We start from the raw sequence: 17744 nt of genomic DNA on the forward strand, positions 1-17744 counted from the left end.
TGATATCTTACTTTTGAATGCAAATTGGGATAAGTAAAGTCTTGTCTGCAATGGACGAACTAATATTACCGAGCAAATGCTCGGCTAACTTTGGCTACTGCATTGCTTAACTACTTAATTAACTAATTTTTTAGTTAATGAGTATTAATTTAATAAATTTCATCTTCTATGTCAACTACTAACCAATTTTTTAGTTAATATATTTTGGTTATGATAATGGAGCAACGTGGGTCGTTCAACGCAGTCAAAATTCTCAGCTAAAAAGCCGCGTCAGGTACGCGATGCAGAAGCGACGAAAAAGCAGATTCTCGATGCGGCGGAAGCAGAGTTTGCCAGAAATGGACTTAGTGGGGCGCGGACAGAGGCGATCGCTAGAGGTGCAGGTGTCACCACAGCGATGATTTACTACTATTTCCAGAGCAAGGAAGGGCTATACCAAGCTGTTATACAACGTCCGGCGGTGGAAATGCATGAAGGGTTTCAACAGCTAAATTTGGATCAGTTCCCACCAGAGGAAGCCTTAAAACTGCTAGTCAAAGAAGCGATTGCCTACGAAGCTGCTCACCCACACAGAGGAATGCTTTGGTTTCAAGAAGCAAACCAAAATCAGGGAAAGTATTTCAAAGAGGGGAATTGGCAAGAAAACTTTAGCTATCTCATCAAGATTTTAGAGCGGGGGATGGCAGAAGGTTATTTCCGTCAACTCGATCCATTTCTCACCACCCTGCATATTGTTGGGGTTTGTAATTTATATTTCAACGCTTACGAAAACATCAAGCATACTAGACCAGATTTGCAACTGCTGAGTCCAGAAATGATTGAGCAGCATACTCAAGCAGCAATTAATTTTATTTTGGCTGGTGTGCGATGTACTGGGGAATAGGGATTACCAATTAAAACTACTAAAAAAGTGGCGAGAATATCATGGTTAAGAAGATTGCGGCTACAGAAGAATTAAAAGAAAAGCTAGTCAATACGAGAGCAAAGTCAGATGCGATCGCCACATCTGAACCACGGGCTACTCGTGCTTTTTATGATGCTTATTTAGGAATGATTATAGTTTTCTTGTCCAACAAATGTATGTTTGGGTTCCCTTTAGAGCTAGGCCAAGGACTGGCGGATGCTTCGATCAAGGACTTAGCAGAAGTAGAGGTAACACCTTCTGGTGAAGGATTACACTGGAAAACTCTAGATGTAGATTTGAGTGTTCCTGCTTTGATGAACGGAATATTCGGAAGCAAAAAATGGATGGCTGAACTTGCCAGAAAGGGTGGAAATTCCACTTCTTTTGCAAAATCTGAGGCATCTCGACTAAATGGTACAAAGGGCGGTCGTCCCCGAAAAGAAATTGTACTAACTACTGATGAAGCTTGACGTATTAACTCACTTCAGTGACTATCAAGCGATCGCGATCGCATCTAAAGTTGGGGTGTGGAATCAGCTAGGATTAAATAAGCCTTGAGATTATCGCAAGACCCAAAGAGAAAATTGTTAACAAGTAAAAAGCAAACGTATTGTTAACTTTGCCCGTTAATATTGAACAAAAGCTAACCAAACAAAAATCAGCGCAATGGATGCAGGAAGTGTCTGAAGTACAAGAGTTGTTCGTTTTAGAGTTAACGCACCAAAGATACCTGCAATTACAACACACACCAGAAAGAAGACCCGAATTGATAGGACATCACTTTTAGTGAATGCTCCCCAAATTAAGCCAGCAGCAATGAAGCCGTTATATAACCCTGCATTTTTGACAATTGGAGCCACTTGACTTGCAATGTCGGCTGTAAAACCAAGTCTCTGATGAACAACAGGATTTTTCCACAAAAACATTTCCACTACCGAGATAACAATATGTATAAATGCAACAAATGCAATAGCGATAGTGGCAACAATTTGCATTCTAAAACACCTTAGACTCCAGATTTTTTTCTGATAACTAAAATCTTACAATGCAACCGACTCTAATTATTCTGATTTTGTGAATCTCAAGATTCCGCGCATATAAATCTCTTCTAAATTGTGGTGCTGCTCTAAAGCAGCTGCATGAATCGTAAAACAAACTGGTGTACCAGTATGTACATAGTCTGGCATCCTTCTTTTATGGTCACCCAATATTTCTTCGCTTCTGTTATACATTGCCTTAAAGAAACCAAAAAGTGGGTTTGGATTTCTTGGTTTTCCCTCTTTTGAAGTCACTTCTCCACTCCCAATTGCCTTTTCTTCTTCATCTTTTGGTAGTTTCGCTGTTGTCTTGAAGATATTTCCTGTTGGGAACGGAATCATAGTCACGAAATCTTCAGTATTAGCAATCCTCCAATGTTTTACGCCCTTAGCTCCAAACTCAGTGGCAAATTCCCTATCACCACATCGAGGACTGGCGAAAGTATACAAGATAACTTGTTCAGGCTTAAAGTCGGTATTTGCAAGAATGTCTGGGATTGCTAGGGTTGCCAATGCACCACCAAGGCTGTGTCCTGTGACAAAAATCCGAGAGTCTGGATCGCGGTCTTGAAGCGCATTAATCATTGCATCTCTTAGACTGATATAGATTTGTCTAAAACCTACAGTGACACGACCAAAATCGCCAACTTTCGGAATCTCAACTGGGGACTTAATTAGCTGTATTCTGTCCAATTTGTCTCCTTCTCGATTTCTACCGTCATGATAAGAAACAAGTGGAATATTTACATCCTGAAACCACTCAGCAAAAGTTTTCGTACCACGAAAAACGACAAATACATCGTTGCTACTTTTTTTAGACGCAACGAAGCCGAAAGGAAGACCGTTTTCCTTTAGCTCATTTATTAAGTGGTAATCCTCACCCAGTTTTGGTTCATTTATTTCATCAAATTTCTCACCCTGTTTTCGTTTATTTATCTCATCAAATTGCTCATACACTTTTTGGATTAAACCTGCTAATTTTTGAGCTATTAAAGAGTTAAATTCTTCGTAATTAGAGTCAAAAATGGATATGTCTGCTCTTTCGATTGTTTTATTAGCATCCGCCGAAGAAGTCATCAGTCCCACCCTATGTAGTAGTTTAAGGCACTTGTAGTTTAAATTATTCTCTAGTCACAAAATAGACAGAGATTTTCTAAATAATATCTACAAGCAGGTATCATACTTGCCTTATACGTATACTGTCCATATTTTGGGTAGATATCTCGAAAAATTCTGGATAACATGAATTTTTCTTAATCTGCCCTGGCCGAATCCTTTATATTGGTTAATTTGGAAACTCAGCATATATTTAGAGGAAACAGCGATCGCACCTCAAAAAAACCTCTTAACAAAATTATCAATAGATATAGGCGTAGCCCGACGTAGATATCACATTACGAATTCCGCACAGTACTACTAGCCTTCAACTTCGGATAAGCAATTCGTTTGTGATGAAATTGCTGCCAAACATCTACAAATATCTGGGCAATTTTTGACATTTCTTCTCGTGTTAGCCCTGAATCTACGAGTTGATTGTCTTGCCATTTGGCACGCAGGATATTATTCAGCATTGTTAAAGCTTGTTCGGTAGAGACATCTTTGAGTGATCGCTTTTCTTCTCCTAAAGGAGATGCTGCACGAAGGGGACGCTTACCCGAAGCCGATGCTTCGAGCGATCGCAGCGCTGCCTCACAAGAATCTGCTAACATCACTATTCCGGTTTCTCGTGATTGGGGAATCGGGCCATCGTAGCGAAAATCTGCGTCGTCTACTATTAAACTTGGATCTTCCTGAGCCATTTGCTGGGCTTGGTGATGGAAATATGCAATCAGCATTGTTCCCTGATGCTCTGGAATAAAAGCTTGAATCGCTGTAGGTAAAAGGTGTTTACGCGCCATCACCAACCCTTCAGTTACGTGCTTTTTAATAATTTCTGCACTCTTCCAAGGGTCTTTAATCTCTGTATCATGTTTATTCGGTCCCCCCATTTGATTTTCAATAAAGCCAAGAGGGTCGTGCATTTTGCCAATATCGTGATATAATGTTCCAGCCCTGACTAGTTCAACATTGCATCCTAGTTCTTTGGCAGCAGCTTCGGCAAGGGTAGCTACAAACAGCGTATGTTGAAAAGTTCCAGGAGTTTCAGTAGCGAGTCGTTTTAATAAAGGGCGGTTAGGGTTCGCCAACTCTGCTAGGCGGATTGGAGTGACTAAATCAAAAACTTTTTCTAGATAAGGACTCAAGCCTAAGGCGATAACACTCCAGCCTAAGCCGGATAAAGCAAATAACGCGGCTTCTCGGAGGACGATATACCAGGTTGAACCAAATGCTTGACCAATTAAGACTTTAACAACTAGGTAAATGCCGCCCTGAGTTAAGGCGATCGCAACACCCAATAATGCCAATTCTTCACGCGATCGCAATCGTTGTGCAATATAACTACCTAATATTCCTCCCCCGACACCAGCTAAAAGCGCAGCCTTACTCATATCCAAGCTAATGCCTAATATAGGCAACAGCAGTCCCACAACTGTCAACCCCAAAGTGGGGCCATAAAAGCTTCCCAACAATAAACCAAGGGCACTCCAGGTGCTATAAGGCAGTCCGATCGCGATCGCTCCTGGCACACTCAGAGTTAGCAGTAACACCAACAAGCGATCGCGTTGTCGCAATTCGTAATCGATATGCCGTTCTATCCAGACAAACATGCCAATGGCGATCGCAATAATGCCTCCTAACTTCAGCAACCCGTGCCATTTTACCTCCCGACGAATCAGGTGATAATGCTCCAGCACCTCCAAGTTCCATGTAGTAATCTGCTCTCCTTTTTTGACAATCACCTCACCATGCCGTACCTTCACCATCACAGGTGGCACACCAGCCGCAGCCTTTTGAGCGTTTTGTCTGGTTTGTTCTTCATCTTTTTGCAGATTCGGCTTGAGCACAGCTAACAACAGGGTCTTTGCCAAAGGTTCAGCAGATTCTGGTACAAAGGTCTGCAATTGTAAGCTCACTGCATCTTGTAAGATATTTTTTGGCAGTCCTTGTGGGATGCCTTGGGTGAGAATCCGCTCTATACTCTGATGGATTCCCATTTGGGTTTTTTCCCACTCCACATCTGACAAATCCAAAAGGAGGGATTCCTCGTATACTGCTTCTGGACTAACAGTTTCTAACTGTAAAAGTTTGGTAGTGGCTTCGGTATATCTTTGGCGTACTTGAGAAATTTGGGCAATCAGTAAGGATAAGTTTTTCTCAGAAGTTGTGAGGCGGTAAGATTCTAGTTCTGCTATTGCTTGAGTAAAGTCAGTGTTTTGAGAAAAATCAACTGGATCTGTTTTCTGTGGCTTTACTTGTGAACTCTGGGAATCAGATTTGGATGGTGTTGTGCGTGGCTGGCGTTGCTGATTGGGTGCAGCTATAGATGATGGACGGGATGAGGCGGCGGTTCGTCCTGTTCCTTTCTTCTGCTGATTTTTACTATTTTCTACAGCCGATAGCAGTGCTTGCCATTCCGAGTCAGAACAAGAACGGAGGTGACGTTGAGTATAGATGGGCAAAACTACAGGATCAAAAAAAGGAAAAGATCCAGCAACAGCGCGAATTTCGTTGCCATCATCCAAAAGTTGTTGCAAATTTTCGTTGATTTGTTCGTTCATTCGCGCATCAAGCATCAACATTTGTAAAGAGCTATTTCTGACGGCTTTGCGCTCGATTTCTGTTGTTTTCCGATCTTCGATTTTAGCTGTGTAGGGCGCTGTAATTGTCTGAGGCGCGGGATTTCCTATTTGGAGTTGAGTCTGGTTGTATAGTTTATGTCCAATAACACCTGTGAGGGACACTACAGCGATCGCCAAAATCACCGAGGAACGCTGTTTATGTACCCAACCTAAAACGACTGCATAAATACTACTCTTAGTTTTGACAGATTTTACCTTTGACTGGAGCGCTCTTTCTTGTTTTCGGCGATTGCTTTTTTCATTAGTTTTTGATAAAAACAGGAATACATTCTTGAACATAGTCCTTAGAAGTTCCCTTCTATGGCTTTTACCTTTGGGACTTCTCATTAACTTTCCCTTACGGCGTAGTGATTTGCACTGTCGCCGCCATTGAGTTAGTTGCTGGGTCAAGAACTGCAAAAATTGCTGCATTTTCATTATCTCTGCCTGCAATTGCCGACTTTGATACCTCAAAAAAAAGACAATCATCAGGAAAGTTTGATTTGCGGCTGCTGTAACTAAGGTGGTGGGGCTTTTTTGTTGCCTATTTGCCACAATAGCTATCTACAGAATCAGTCCGAGGGTTTGCTGAAAAATTCTAGTATATAAGACTAGTACATTGTGGCGGAAGTTGGCCTACTTTTAATAAGGGTCTTAAGCCCCTTGTTAAGCTTCTTGTCTGGCTAATTGAGATTAACGCGACCGAATAACGCGAGGAGCTGCGTAAACTGAAAGCAAAGCCACCTCACATTCCTCCTCTGTTAACTCCCTTGGATTTAAGGCAAGATCGTACACTCCTGACCATACTGCCAGTAATGCATCGGTTAATTTTAACATTTGGGAAAAGCTAGTTAGTCCCCATGCTGGAGAATTTCTCTGCAAGAGCAAGACTTGCCAATTTACGGGAATTCCACCTGTACCGTTATATGCTCCTGATAAAGCACCAGTAATTGCACCTGTAGCTTGTGAGCTTACAAGCGTAGCATCTTGCACTTTAAAATTGCTTTTGTGAGTAGCCTGCAAAATTGCAAGGCGAAAGTCTTCCAAAGTACTCAAAAAGCAGTAAAATGCCATAGCAATAGTGTTACTGAGTTTTTCTTCTCTAGCAAACTCAGCTTGCGCCCTTGACAATCCAGCCCCTTGCTCTAATAAATTCTGGACTCTTAATAATTTTTTTGGTATTGATGTCGGTGTTTTTCCGATAAAAGAAATTGTTTGCGGGATAAGGGTTAGTGGGTCGAGTTTTTCAGTTAGGGCAAGAGCGATCGCATATCCTACTGCTAGTGTTCCATCTCGTACTACTGGGTCATCCTCCCAGATTTTTAGCACATGCAGCAAGTTTTGTCGGAGCTTAATTGGATTTTCGTGAAAAAAAAGTGCTACTGGTAGTGTGGCAATAATTATTTTTGTTGATATGTCATCAGTTGCTGCTAAATGAGGAGATTCTTGTTGCTGACGCCCTATCCAATCATCTAAATCTAATCTACCCAATGCAATCAAACTCTGAGTACCCAGAACCGCCATTCTGCCCAAATCTAGGTAACTCTGAAATTGTAATATTTCACCACTAGAGGCTAAACTTTCCCCCAGGAATGCTCCAAGTAAAGTGCCTCTAAACCGACTTATAGGAGAGTAACGCATACAATTTTGGATTTTAGGTCGCACCTTTGGTGCGCTTCCAGCGCAACTTAGATTTTAGATTCAATAATTTAATCCAAAATCCAAAATCCAAAATCTAAAATCAATTGATTTTTCATGCTTATATGGTTTTTAAATGGTTCACTAATGCCTGTAAGCCCAACAAATAACTTTGGACGCCAAAACCACTTATTTGCCCGATCGCTACTGGGGCGATGTACGAATGATGGCGAAAATCTTCCCGGCGATAAATATTACTCAGATGTACTTCTACTGTGGGCAAGTTAACAGCAGCGATCGCATCTCGCAAGGCCACACTTGTGTGCGTATACGCTCCTGCATTAATCAAAATTCCTTGATGTTGTCCTAATGCACTATGAATAGTATCTACCAAAATCCCTTCATGATTTGACTGCAAAGGAAAAACTTTCGCCTGTAACTTGAATGCTTCTTCTTCTAACAGGCGGTTAATTTCAGCTAGTGTCAACGAACCATAAATTCCTGGTTCTCGCTGTCCTAGCAAATTTAAGTTTGGCCCATGCAGTGCCAGAATACTTAAGGGTTGCAACGTCGGGTTTACCACTGTGGGTTTAGTGGCGACGGCGCGAGCGATCGTTTACAGGAATCGGAATCAGTTCCGGTTCCGGTTCAGCCTCTGGCCCTAATAGACTCTCAATGAGCCTACGAGCTAATTCCTTAAGCTTTTCCAGCACCTTTTCTATATAGTCCATGAACTGACCGCTCCTGAGATACTACCTCAATTTTTGATTAACAGGTACGCAGAAAATAGTATTTTTTCGCACCTCTGGCTTCCAATCGGGCCGATACACAAACCCGTACTTGGGACATAAGCCACTTCTAAAATTTGGCGTTGTGTTTTACCTTACTTTTTAGAGTATCACACTTGCAACCTATCGAACTGTATCCTATCAAGGATGGTTATCAAGGGTCAAGAGTCGGATTTTGGACTCTTGACCTGAAACTAGCCTTCTGTAACCTTTTTTTTCGCAGCAGTCGTTGACGATTTAGCAGTTGACTTAGATTTGGAACTCGTTGATTTACTCGTTTTGCGAGTCGATTTCCCGGTCGATGCCTTAGCTGACAACAAGTTCAGCGCCTCAGCCAGGGTTATATTTTCTACTGTTTGACCTTCTGGGATACTCACATTAGTTTTGCCATGTTTGATGTAAGGCCCATAGGGGCCATCGTAAATGTTAACTGTTTCCCCGTCCTCTGGATGCGTACCCAATTCGCGTAAGGCTGCCTTGGACTTGCTGTTGGTGGAACTGCGTCCCTTTTTTGGTTCGGACAATAATTCCAGTGCACGCTCTAGGCTAATTGTCAATACATTGTCAGCAGCTTTGAGGGAGCGGTAGTCTTTTCCCTCCTTACCCTGATCGTGAACAACATAAGGGCCAAAGCGCCCCAAACTTGCTTGGATTTTGCCGCCAGTAACTGGATGAACTCCCAATGTCCGGGGTAGTGCCAACAGACCAACAGCCATTTCCAAGGTAACGGTTTCTGGGGTGACACCTTTGAGTAGGGAGGCTTGTTTCGGTTTGGGGTTTTCGTCGGTTTTGTCACCTAATTGGACATAAGGCCCATAAGCGCCAATTTTCACATAAATCGGTTCGCCAGTTTCGGGATGCCGACCTACCTGGTCAGGACCTGTGGTTTTTTGTCGCAGCAATACTTCTACCTGTTTGGGGTCGAGGTCGGCTGGTGTCAAGTCTTTGGGAATTGAGGCAGTGATAACTCCGTCACCATTTTCAACTTCAATATAGGGACCATATTTACCAATGCGGACTTTGGCATCTAGATTTTCCAGTTCTACAGTCCTAGCTTTGGTGGCATCAATTTGACTTTCCTGCTCTTTTACCAGCGTTTCTAGTCCTTTGTCTCCCAGATAGAATTTCTGCAAGTAGGGCAGCCATTTCGCTTCACCTGTGGCAATGTCATCGAGGGTTTGCTCCATCTTCGAGGTAAAACTGGGGTCAACGATGTCTGGGAAATGTTTTTCCAGCAAGTCGGTGACGGCGAAAGCGGTGAAGGTGGGAATGAGAGCGTTAGTCACCAAATGGGCATAACCCTTGTCGATGATTGTGCCAATGATGCTGGCGTAGGTACTGGGACGACCGATACCTTCGCTTTCTAAGGTTTTCACCAAAGAAGCTTCGGTATATCTAGCTGGTGGTTGGGTTTCATGCCCAACTGCTTCTAGCTCTGTACAATTTGGATGATCTCCCACTTTCAGATTCGGCAAAATTACTTCCTGGTCTTCCAGTGCTGCTTCCGGGTCGTCTGAGCCTTCAACGTAGGCACGTAAGTATCCGGGAAATTCAATCCGTTTGCCAGAAGAACGAAATCCAGCGTCCTCGACTTGCAATTGCACGGTAATTTGAGTTTGCCGGGAATCAGCCATTTGACAAGCGACAGTCCGCTTCCAAATCAAATCGTAAACGGCAAGTTCCCGACCACCCAAACCAGTTTCTTGGGGAGTGCGGAAGCTGCTACCTGCTGGACGAATTGCTTCGTGTGCCTCTTGTGCGCCTTTGGATTTCGTGGTGTATTGCCGAGGTTGAGGACTGAGGTATTGTTGACCGTAGAGCTTTTCTACACAACTGCGAGCAGCTGCGATCGCTTGATCTGACAAATGTACCGAATCTGTCCGCATATAGGTAATATACCCCTGCTCGTACAAATTCTGGGCAACCCGCATCGTGTCACGGGCTGAGAGACGCAGTTTCCGGTTAGATTCTTGCTGCAACGTCGAGGTGGTGAACGGTGGCGACGGTTTGCGCGTCACTGGGCGTTCCTCGATGTCGTTAACACTCCAGGTTTTACCAGTTAAGCGTTCCTTGAGCGCTACCGCTTGGTCTTCATTGAGCAACAAGACATTGCGTCCTGCGGTAATTTGTCCGGTAGCTGCGTCAAAATCACTGCCGTTAGCGATTTTGGCTCCTCCCAATGTGACCAGTTGGGCACCAAAGGGGGTTTTTTCCTTTGACAAACTAGCTTTCAAATCCCAGTACGTACCCTCATGGAAAGCGCGGCGTTGGCGTTCCCTAGTGACTAAAAGCCGCACAGCTACAGATTGCACTCGCCCAGCAGATAATCCCCAGGCGATTTTTTTCCATAGCAGGGGAGACAGAGTATAGCCGACAAGCCGATCTAAAATCCGTCGGGTTTCTTGGGCACGAACCAACTGCTCATCAATATTGCGGCAGTTTTTCAACGCTTTTTTGATCGCCTCTTGGGTAATTTCGTGAAACACCATCCGCTTAGTCGGAACTTTTGGCTTCAGCAATTGGTATAAATGCCAACTAATGCTTTCACCTTCCCGGTCTTCGTCCGTTGCCAGAATCAGTTCATCTACATCCTTGAGGGCATCTTTGAGCTGGGTAACAATTTTCTTTTTGTCTTTCGGGACAACATATACCGGTTCAAAGTCGGCGTCCACATTTACCCCTAGCTGCGCCCATGATTCCCCTTTGACGGCAGCGGGAATTTCACTAGCCGACTGGGGTAGGTCACGTACATGACCCATAGACGCCTCCACCCGATAGCCTGCTGGCAGGTAGTTGCGAATGGTACGAGCTTTGGTTGGAGATTCGACGATGACGAGAGTTGACATGGAAATTTCAATAAAAAGAAGAGCTACTAAGCCAAACAGTCAAATTGAGGTAATTTTTGCAAATTGTCAAGATAAATGGTCACGCTTAGGGCGGTGATTTAATCCTCACATAAACTGCCTGCTTGGGAGAAAATCCGCTGAACTTAATGCCCAGTCTGTCCCAGAGGATAAATGAGGGTACGCTGGGTCTGAATTTCCAGCTATTTCAATCTTTAACTTATCTAACGCATAATTGGCGACTACAGTTTTTAAAATATCCCAATTGGGGCATTGGGCATTGGGCATGGGAGATGAGAAAGCAGGGGGAGCAAGGGAAGAATAATTATTGAATTTACCTATGCCCAATGCCCAATTCCCCACCTTAATAGAGCTTGTGCCAAAATTAAATCAAACTTGAGAGTAAAGCGAAGTGGGGTTTGTACCCATGTCAGGAAAGCAAAAATATGCTACCAATTCGTCAGGGTGATGTAATCTTACTACCTGTGCAGCAGGTTGAAGGACAAAAAATACTTCACTTAACTTTGGCAGAAGGCGAAGTTACGGGGCATAAGCATCGTATTACTGAGGGGAATGCAGAATTATACGTTAGAGATAGCACGCTCTACTTACGTGTGTTTTCAGAGTCGGCATTGCTAGCTCATGAGGAGCATCAAGCTATTTCTATTCCCCAAGGTGACTGGATAGTGAAAATTCAGCGAGAATATCAGCCTGAAGGTTGGCGTTATGTCACTGATTGAAAAATTAACGCCTGAGCAAGAGGCTTTGATTCCAGTTTATCGGGACAAGTGGAGAGCGATCGCGCTTTCAACTGAGCGAATTGATCGTGAAAAAGCGGCGGAAGCAGTAAAAGCTGCCTATATTGCAATTGACTTTGGCTATCAAGAGCCTGAAATATTTTTTCAGGCTAGTCCTTATGCAGCCTGCAACTGGATGCTAAAACGACTTTCACCTCAATTTATAGACAATTACCTCAATGAACCAAATAGTATAGGAAGCTTATTTTCGGCTCATTTCTTTCAGGAACTTTCAAATAAACTCAATCAACAGTTTGGAAGCCAAGTACGTAGGCAATTAGACAACTGTTTTTATTATGTAGCAGATGATCCTTTAAATCATGAAATATTCAACGACTTAAATGAGAAATTTAGCACTCAATTAAACGAGCAACCAGAGGATCATTCGTGGTGGATTGAAATGCAACTTAATGATTGCTTTAAACCTGAAAGTCACGGTAATTGGATGACTGGGTTTGATTTCTGTGTCTCTATTTTGAACATTGTTCATCCTCAACAGGAATGGAAAGTATTTCAATCTTTAATTCAAGAATGTGGTTGGTTGTTTGCGTATGATGACATTTGTATTATCTGCGATCGCCCGCTTCACCTGCGCTTCGACAATCAAAATCGCCTCCACGCTGAAGGCGAACCCGCCATTGAATTTACTGATGGATATAGCCTTTACTCATACCACGGTGTAACCTTGCCTGAAAAATATGGTAAAATCCACCCGCAGCAATGGCAATCTCAATGGCTTTTGACAGAGGAAAACGCCGAACTACGCCGAGTGTTAATTCAGGGTATCGGTTACGCCAGAATTTGCAAAGAATTGCAAGCTATTGAATTAGATACTTGGGCTGAATATGCACTATTAAAAATTGATGCTGATGTTGATGAAGAACCAATTTATTTATTAAAAATGACTTGCCCTAGCACAAGCTTTATTCACGCCTTGCGAGTTCCACCGAATATGAACTCAGCGCGTGAAGCAATTCGCTGGGTAAATTGGGGTGTAGATCCAGAAGAATTTGGTGTGCAAACATAGCTTAAGAGACTTTCCCTATTTAAAACGGGTTAATCACTACCCAATTTCTTGATAAAATCCCCATGTTCAGCAGATTGCAAACCTGCTTGTAAAACCTTCAACACACCCTGCATATTACCTGCTAATAACTCCGTCGCCGCTAACCACAACCCTGGAAATACCCGACTTCGCAAAATGCCTTCATTGTCAGGTATTAATTCCAAATATTCACCCTGTTCAAGAGAAAACCAAGTCAATTTTTGGTCTAAAACTTGCCAAACTATATATTCTTTGACACCGTTGCGACGATAAGCCTGTTTTTTGCCATGAAGATCAATAGCCGCACTACTAGCAGCAATTTCCACAACTAACTCTGGCGCACCTTCAATATAATCATCTTCACTCAGCCGTGTTTGACCACCTGCTTCCGGTTCAATCAGGAGAACAGCATCGGGTTGAGGTTCGTTATCTAAGTCTAAGCGGACGGTAGGTTCAACTCCCAACGCTACACCAGAAGTCGCAGCTTCGTAAGTAACTAACCAACCAATAATCCAACCATGCGGTTGACCGTGACTTCGGAAACGCAGGGCAGCTGGCATAATATAGACAATCCCTTCGGTTAATTCAGCTTTTTTCAGGTTAGGGGTGGCATTATAGCGACGCTCAAATTCGTAGCGGGTGAGTTTGTCGCCATTTTCCAAAGGATGAATTGTCCAAAGCTGGGAGGGTGTTTTCACCATAATTGTTGTGAAAATGAGCTTGTGTACATCCTAGCGAATTAAGTAAAAACGCAACTGACTAGGGAATGAGAGATTAATCAACAAATTTACTTGAACATTAAGATTTTTTTACAAAAATAACAGCAATGTTGTTTAAATTGATAGCTGTATCCCAAGCAGTAAATAGGTTTTAGCTATATTGCTTCCCCTAAAACCCGCAACAAACCTTATTTTTTTTCAGCCAGCAGGTTTGAGAAAATCAGAAACGATTTAATAATCAAGCACTTATAAGTAAATGGGCTGAATTAAAGATAATACCTCTCTCCAAACCTCTCCCCTTCTCTACTAACGGCACGCTGGGCGATGCCTACGGCGTTAAACTACGCACCGAAGGGGTTGGTGGTAAGCTCTATCTTATATTTTTTACGCCCACTTACTTAGTTATTTGAATTTAAAAGGGAGACACAAACATGAAATTGGCTTACTGGATGTATGCTGGCCCAGCCCACATCGGCACTCTGCGAATCGCTAGTTCTTTTAAAAATGTTCATGCGATTATGCACGCCCCCATTGGCGATGACTACTTTAACGTCATGCGCTCCATGCTATCGCGGGAGAGGGATTTTACTCCGGTGACAACCAGTGTCGTCGATCGCAACGTTTTGGCACGCGGCTCCCAAGAGAAGGTGGTAGATAACATCACCCGCAAGGATGCTGAGGAACACCCAGATTTGATTGTGTTAACTCCCACCTGCACCTCTAGCATTTTGCAAGAGGATTTGCACAACTTTGTGGAACGGGCGCAGTTGGAAGCGAAAGGAGATGTCATGCTAGCGGATGTGAACCACTACCGCTACAACGAACTGCAAGCCGCCGATCGCACTCTCGATCAAATCGTCCAATACTACATTGAAAAAGCTCGGAAGCGGGGCGAATTGCCTGAGGGCAAAACAGCAAAACCCTCAGTTAACATTATCGGTACTACTACCCTGGGTTTCCACAACAATCACGACTGCACCGAACTCAAACGGCTGATGGCTGACTTGGGAATTGAGGTAAATACCTTAATTCCTGAAGGTGCTTCGGTGAACGACTTGAAGAAGATGTCCCAAGCCTGGTTTAACCTGGTGCCTTACCGCGAACTCGGTTTGACCACAGCTCGTTACCTGGAAGAACAATTTGGCACACCTTATATAGACATTACTCCAATGGGCGTAGTGGAAACTGCCCGTTGTATTCGCAAGATTCAGCAGGTAATTAACGCTCAAGGTGCAGAAGTTGACTACGAAAACTTCATCAATGAGCAAACCCTCCATGTCTCTCAAGCTGCTTGGTTCTCTCGTTCAATTGACTGTCAAAACTTGACTGGCAAAAAAGCTGTAGTCTTTGGTGATAATACCCACGCCGCCGCCATTACTAAGATTCTGGCGCGAGAAATGGGGATTCATGTTGTTTGGGCTGGAACCTACTGCAAATATGATGCAGACTGGTTCCGCGAACAGGTTAGCGAGTATTGCGATGAAGTGCTAATCTCCGAAGATCATGGTGAAATTGGGGATGCGATCGCTCGTGTCGAACCCTCTGCCATTTTCGGCACTCAAATGGAACGCCATGTTGGTAAGCGCTTAGATATCCCCTGCGGCGTAATTGCAGCACCAATCCACGTTCAAAATTTCCCGATTGGTTACAAACCATTTATGGGTTACGAAGGCACTAATCAGATTACAGATTTGATCTACAATTCCTTCACTTTGGGAATGGAAGATCATTTATTAGAAATCTTCGGTGGTCATGATACTAAAGAAGTTATTACTAGGGGAATTTCTGCTGATTCTGATTTGAATTGGACAAAAGATGGTCAAGCAGAATTGAATAAAATTCCTGGATTTGTGCGCGGCAAAGTGAAGCGTAATACTGAAAAATTTGCCCGCGATCGCGGTTTCAAGGAAATCAACGCTGAGGTATTGTACGCTGCGAAGGAAGCTGTTGGAGCGTAAGTTAGCAGGTTAGCGATTCTTAATAATAAAGGGCATATTCTATAAATGCCTTTTATTATTACTTATTCTGACTTCAGCAGACGAAGAAAGCCAGCTTGTTCAAAGTGGTGATCTGTAGTTAATGCCTCTTTAATGCCAAGCTGTTGCATGACTATAAAAGAAGTGCTATCCACCAAAGACCAAGCTTTATCTTCTCTACTTTTGAGTAGCTCCCAAGCTGCCGAATCTATTGTTGGTTCAATATAAATCAAGTTGATATAAGGAGCAGTTCTGACAGCTTCTACGTATTTAAATAACTGCGGACGAGGTACGCGTAAAGGGCTATTCAGCAAAGCCACCAGTTCAAGAACAACATAATTAGTTGTTACCATTGCTTGATCTTGCTGAGGCCTATGTTGAAACCACTGCTTTGCTTGTTCATGGTAGGACTCAGTTGCAATAAATAAATTAGCCCACCCCGATGTATCTATAAAGACTTTATTCGCCAATTTTTAACTCCTGTTGCAAAGTTTGCTGGAGATATTGATCGTGGTTTTCTCCTACATCAGAATTATCAAATTTCAATGTACCTAGTAAAGGTAAAATTGGATCGAATTCGGAGATATTTTCCTGTTTAGCTGATTGAGATAAGGATTGCAGAATTAAATCCTCTAAAGATAAATTTAGTTTTTCCGCCTGAGCAGTTAATTTACTTTCTAATTCATCTGACAACTGTATTGTTAATGTTTTAGCCATTTCATTCACCAGTTAAAAATGATAAAAAGAACATTATAAGTGAATATTTAACTTCAATGTTCATAATCTCATTATATGCCCAAATATCAAGTGGAGGACAGTGTTTGTCTACCTTGGGAAAAATCGCAAATATTTGTAAAAGATGAATGACACGTTGTACGTTTTATTCAGTAATAATTTCAGTTAACAGAATATAAATCTATTGCAGCACCAATAAATTTGTCTGCGATCGCGGTTTCAAAGAAATCAACATTGAGGTGTTGTGCGCTGCCAAGGAAGCTGTCGGGGCTTAGTTTAGAGTTTAATTGAGAAGATTGAGGGGTGAGAAGTTATATATACTCTTTACTCCCATTTTTTTGCTTTAGTGATAAAAATTAAATTCCACAATATATCCGCAATCGCGAAGTTGCAATTTTTTAAATTAACCAAGCCAACTAACCTGGTTTAATACAAGATAGGTACTGTATCACATACCCGCCATGTCCGCCAACCATCTGACACCAGAGCAACACGCATTGATATCCCGATATCGAGAAAAATGGCAACATATCGGGCTATCCACCGAACGAATCAATCAACAACACGCCAAAGATGCAGTTCGAGCAATATATACTGTACTCAGACTCAACGAACCCGAAATAATTATCGTTGATAGCCCCAACGCCGCCTTCGAGTACATCTGGAATTTGCTCCAAGTCGGTTCCCATACAATTCTGGGCGATGCCATAGATAGTTCCTACTGGAGCAGGATTTACAGTAATTTGCAATCAGAGTTGCTTGTACGACTACCCGTTAATCTACAAACAAATTTACATTCGTTGTTTGATAACCATCTTGCAAAAGAGTATGCCACTTTACTGCAAAAGCATTTAGAAAACCAGTGGAAACAAGTTTTCTCCCAGCACCTTGGTAAGGGCGATCGCAACTTACTTAAAAACATATTCTCTTCCTGTCGAAAACCCGAAAGTTTAATTGCAGGAGGTAGTTATTTTGATTTTTGTATTTATGGTTTAAACTACCACCAATTTAAAAACAAAGTAGTAATTTTAGAGGAGTTTGTTAAGAATTGCGGCTGGACTTTCTTTTTTAAGAATATTGCGATTATATCCAACCATTCGACGACAATAAGTATTGATAGCAACAACCACCTGCACACCGAAGATACACCTGCTATAGCGTTTGCAGATGGATATAGCCTGTATGCACAGCATGGTAAAACAAGGTTGGAACGCACGCGCCAGCCAATCGATGATATCGGCTGGGCACGCTTTTTGGAAAAAATCAATGCGGTCGAAATTGACTCCTGGGAAGAATACAGGTTGTTACGTATCGTTAAGCAGCAAATTAATGTCCAGACTATGCAGTTCCTCAAGGCAACAAATCCTAATACAGGGGAAGTACGCGTTTCTAGGGTACCTCTGCGGATCGCGTCTGCTATTGAGGCGGTACACTGGATAAACCAACGCACAAAGCCAAAATAAATCTAGACTTTGAACCACATCTGTTGTCAGCAAGTAAGGTCATAGCAATGCAGTGTCCCTACAGTGTGGTTTATCTAGTT

At 42.7% G+C, this 17744-nt stretch carries 16 protein-coding genes; 6 read left to right on the forward strand and 10 right to left on the reverse strand.

Annotated features, from left to right (window positions below):
- Positions 1–226: 226 nt before the first annotated feature.
- Complete coding sequence (locus RM347_RS06370) at positions 227–883, forward strand: TetR/AcrR family transcriptional regulator (RefSeq protein ID WP_322717515.1); 657 nt, start codon at positions 227–229, stop codon at positions 881–883.
- A 41-nt stretch (positions 884–924) separates the two neighbouring features.
- The gene (locus tag RM347_RS06375; protein WP_322717516.1) at positions 925–1374 is read left to right on the forward strand and encodes a DUF2442 domain-containing protein; all 450 of its coding nucleotides are present in this window, start codon (positions 925–927) and stop codon (positions 1372–1374) included.
- Positions 1375–1530: 156 nt separating this feature from the next.
- Here RM347_RS06375 and RM347_RS06380 read toward each other — a convergent pair whose 3' ends face one another.
- The 7 genes from RM347_RS06380 to topA all read right to left on the reverse strand — a co-directional run bounded on the left by RM347_RS06380 (position 1531) and on the right by topA (position 10932).
- Complete coding sequence (locus RM347_RS06380) at positions 1531–1899, reverse strand: DUF1304 domain-containing protein (RefSeq protein WP_322717517.1); 369 nt, start codon at positions 1897–1899, stop codon at positions 1531–1533.
- Positions 1900–1965: 66 nt separating this feature from the next.
- Complete coding sequence (locus RM347_RS06385; protein ID WP_322717518.1) at positions 1966–3018, reverse strand: lipase family protein; 1053 nt, start codon at positions 3016–3018, stop codon at positions 1966–1968.
- A 317-nt stretch (positions 3019–3335) separates the two neighbouring features.
- A complete protein-coding gene (locus RM347_RS06390; protein ID WP_322717564.1) occupies positions 3336–6098 on the reverse strand; it encodes an HD family phosphohydrolase in 2763 nt (920 codons plus the stop codon).
- Positions 6099–6353: 255 nt separating this feature from the next.
- Positions 6354–7301: an ADP-ribosylglycohydrolase family protein gene (locus RM347_RS06395; protein ID WP_322717519.1), complete on the reverse strand. Its 948-nt coding sequence runs from the start codon at positions 7299–7301 to the stop codon at positions 6354–6356.
- Positions 7302–7419: 118 nt separating this feature from the next.
- Complete coding sequence (gene aroQ, locus RM347_RS06400) at positions 7420–7866, reverse strand: type II 3-dehydroquinate dehydratase (protein ID WP_322717565.1); 447 nt, start codon at positions 7864–7866, stop codon at positions 7420–7422.
- Between the two features lie 22 nt (positions 7867–7888).
- Entirely contained in the window at positions 7889–8029 is a 141-nt protein-coding gene (locus tag RM347_RS06405) for a hypothetical protein (RefSeq protein WP_012410890.1), read from the reverse strand.
- 251 nt (positions 8030–8280) lie between these two features.
- Entirely contained in the window at positions 8281–10932 is a 2652-nt protein-coding gene (topA, locus tag RM347_RS06410; RefSeq protein ID WP_322717520.1) for a type I DNA topoisomerase, read from the reverse strand.
- Between the two features lie 443 nt (positions 10933–11375).
- Here topA and RM347_RS06415 point away from each other — a divergent pair, with 443 nt between their 5' ends.
- Positions 11376–11669 carry a hypothetical protein gene (locus RM347_RS06415; protein ID WP_322717521.1) on the forward strand — a complete coding sequence of 98 codons (294 nt, stop codon included), beginning with the start codon at positions 11376–11378 and terminating at the stop codon, positions 11667–11669.
- Positions 11656–12753: a DUF6745 domain-containing protein gene (locus RM347_RS06420; RefSeq protein ID WP_322717522.1), complete on the forward strand. Its 1098-nt coding sequence runs from the start codon at positions 11656–11658 to the stop codon at positions 12751–12753. Before RM347_RS06415 ends, RM347_RS06420 begins: the two co-directional genes overlap by 14 nt.
- A 29-nt stretch (positions 12754–12782) precedes the next feature.
- Here RM347_RS06420 and RM347_RS06425 read toward each other — a convergent pair whose 3' ends face one another.
- Positions 12783–13472, reverse strand: a complete 690-nt coding sequence (locus tag RM347_RS06425) for a Uma2 family endonuclease (protein ID WP_322717523.1) — start codon at positions 13470–13472, stop codon at positions 12783–12785.
- 449 nt (positions 13473–13921) lie between these two features.
- Here RM347_RS06425 and bchB point away from each other — a divergent pair, with 449 nt between their 5' ends.
- A complete protein-coding gene (bchB, locus tag RM347_RS06430) occupies positions 13922–15448 on the forward strand; it encodes a ferredoxin:protochlorophyllide reductase (ATP-dependent) subunit B (RefSeq protein WP_322717524.1) in 1527 nt (508 codons plus the stop codon).
- A 62-nt stretch (positions 15449–15510) separates the two neighbouring features.
- Here the strand turns inward: bchB and RM347_RS06435 are convergent, their stop codons facing one another.
- Both RM347_RS06435 and RM347_RS06440 read right to left on the reverse strand, forming a co-directional pair.
- Positions 15511–15936, reverse strand: a complete 426-nt coding sequence (locus tag RM347_RS06435; protein ID WP_322717525.1) for a type II toxin-antitoxin system VapC family toxin — start codon at positions 15934–15936, stop codon at positions 15511–15513.
- Entirely contained in the window at positions 15926–16183 is a 258-nt protein-coding gene (locus tag RM347_RS06440) for a hypothetical protein (RefSeq protein WP_322717526.1), read from the reverse strand. The genes RM347_RS06435 and RM347_RS06440 overlap by 11 nt, the downstream gene beginning before the upstream one ends.
- A 479-nt stretch (positions 16184–16662) precedes the next feature.
- On the opposite strand from RM347_RS06440, the gene RM347_RS06445 reads away from it, so the two are divergent.
- A complete protein-coding gene (locus RM347_RS06445; RefSeq protein WP_322717527.1) occupies positions 16663–17664 on the forward strand; it encodes a DUF6745 domain-containing protein in 1002 nt (333 codons plus the stop codon).
- Positions 17665–17744: the final 80 nt, after the last annotated feature.

The sequence above is a fragment of the Nostoc sp. ChiQUE02 genome (genome assembly GCF_034531305.2).
Taxonomy (GTDB): domain Bacteria; phylum Cyanobacteriota; class Cyanobacteriia; order Cyanobacteriales; family Nostocaceae; genus Nostoc.